This is a genomic window from Flexivirga sp. B27 (genome assembly GCF_052905685.1).
Genome location: NZ_JBPYUM010000011.1, coordinates 1 through 2,367, shown reverse-complemented (window position 1 = coordinate 2,367; position 2,367 = coordinate 1). Strand labels below are relative to the sequence as shown.

The 2,367-nt window shown below is 67.0% G+C and carries 1 protein-coding gene; it reads left to right on the top strand.

The window, feature by feature from the left end:
• Positions 1-105 precede the first annotated feature (105 nt).
• A partial coding sequence (locus tag ACSZL9_RS19040; RefSeq protein WP_446667103.1) for a hypothetical protein occupies positions 106-2,367 on the top strand: 2,262 nt, incomplete at its 3' end.

Genomic DNA, 2,367 nt, shown 5'->3' with positions numbered 1-2,367 from the left:
GATCTCGTCGTGAGTGTGGTCCATCGGCATACGGCTCGGTCCGGCGTGAGGTGGTTGGCGAAGTTTGCCCGTGGGTCGCGGCGTGGCCAGGCCATCCTCTTTGCGGTGACGGTCGGCCTGCTGGTTGCAGTGGTAGCTGTTGACCCGCTGCTGACCAGGTCGTTCAGTCAGTCTCTCGTCGTCCTGCACGAGGAGGAGCAGGGACTTGTCGGCAGCCTGGTGTCTGTGCAGTCCAGCGGGCAGACGATCAGGCCGTTGCGGGCAATGGAGAAGGCAGTCGATCCTCGCGTGCGTGCCGTGGTGGGAACACCAACCGAGTCGACGTCCGTGCGGATTGACAACGTGATCGATCGCGAGCAGGTCTTGCTGCAGTCCACCCACGATCAATGCGAGCACGTGCATCTGGTGAAGGGGCGGTGCCCGACCTCACGCAATGAGGTCATCGTGTCAACTGCAGCGGTCGCGCAATCCACCCACTTGAAGGTCGGCGCTCGGCTTCGGGTGACTGCGCACCCGCCGGAGGTCTACACCCGGCGCGACGGTTCCACCTACACTCCGCACCTGACCTTGCGTGTGGTCGGCACGTTCACTGCGTCCCGGTCGGATCCGTTCTGGGGCGGTGTCGCAGTCGGCTCCTACACCCCGCCACCCGCGCCGCCTGCGGTCCCTGGGCCTTCGGAGTACTGGCTGACTGCCGACACGACCTTTGTCCGGAATCCACCGATGGTCCCGGTGCCGTTGAAGAAGGGCGAGCGGCCGAATGGCGTCGTCCCGTGGCCGGGGATCACCAACACCATCTCCTATCCGGTGGACGCCGACAGGCTGACCCCGGAGACGCTGCGCGGTGCCGTCGCCGGCATGGACTCCACACAGCGGAAGGCCGGCGCCGACGTCACGATCACCGAGTCGCTGTCAGCGGTCTACGAGGCGACGCACGTCGACCTGGATCAGGTCGGTCAAATCCTCCCGTTCTTGCTGGTGCAGCTCGGTGTCGTGTTGTTGATCCTGCTGGTGCAGGTGACCAGCTTCCTCGCGACGACACGACGGGGCGAGGCCGCGGTGTTGAAGATGCGCGGCAACGGGATGGCCGGGGTGATGCGCGTCGGTGCCCGGGAGTTGTTGCCTGCGTGGCTGGCGGGAACGCTTGGTGGACTGGCTCTGGCGTTTGGCGTGGACGAGTTCGTGCGTCGGTCGTGGTTGCCGGGAAGTGTTGCGGCTCAATGGATCTGGAGCTCCCTTGCTCTGGCGGTCGGCACGGCGGCCCTGGTCGGTGTGGTGTGGGGCGGCTGTTGGTGGTTGATGGCGCGCGAGCCGATCAGTGCGTTGTTGCGTGCGCGGCCGTCGCGGCGTCGCGGGGTGCAGGTGTCGACGCCGGCGGCGGTGCTCGGGGCGTTGTGTTTGGTCGGGGTGGTTCTGACTGCGACCAAGAGTTTGACCGGTGCCCCGGTGCAGGTGACGCCGATGTTGCTGGCCGGGTTGATCGCGGTGATTGTCAGCATGCTGCTCGCGCCGGTGGCGGCACGGGTGGTGCGTCGGTTGCTGGGTCGACGGCGCGCTGCGGGTGCGTTGGCCGTTGCGCAGTTGGGTCGGCGTGCGGGTGTGGTGACGGCGATCGCGACGTTGATCATCACGTCGGCGCTGCTGACGCTGAGTGTGAGCGTGTTCGCGCGGGGAGCTGACAACCGGCAGACGCGGGCGGCGGCGGATGTCGGTGCACAGGCGCTGGTGCGGCTGAAGCAGAGCTCGGCCACGGTGCATCCGGATGATTTGGTGAAGGCGGTCGATTCGATCGATCCGAAGCATCACGATTTCACGCCGGCGGTGCAGATCAATGCTGCGACGTCGACCAGTGACGCGGTGCTGGGTGTGGTCCCGGCGGACATGGAGCGCATCGGGTTGCGGGCCGGGTTGCCGCAGCCGATCCCATGGTCCGCGCTGGAGGAGCCTGCGGGCGGCTCGGATCCGGCGGCGTTGGTCGCGACGTGGACGACACCGGCCAGAGTGGGGTCGACGGTGTCGGCTCCGACGATGGCCGACGTGGATGGGCCCTACCGCGTGGTCGGTACGGCGCCATACATCCCGGGTGCCGGTAGCCGGACGATCGTGGTCGACCTGGCGCAGATGGCGAAGGTCGGTGACCGCATCGACAACGTGTCGTTCCAGGTGTTTTCGGCCACGCAGGACCCGCAGGCGCTCAAGCGCTTGGATGCCGCGGTCCGCAAGGCCGGCTTTGCGGGCACCGATGTGCAAACACTGGATCAGACGCGATCCGACTACGACGCCACGGCCACGGCGTGGGCGATGAACCTGTCCATTGTGGTTTCGGCGTTGTCGGTGCTGGCGGCGCTGGTCAGTGTGGTGCTGGTG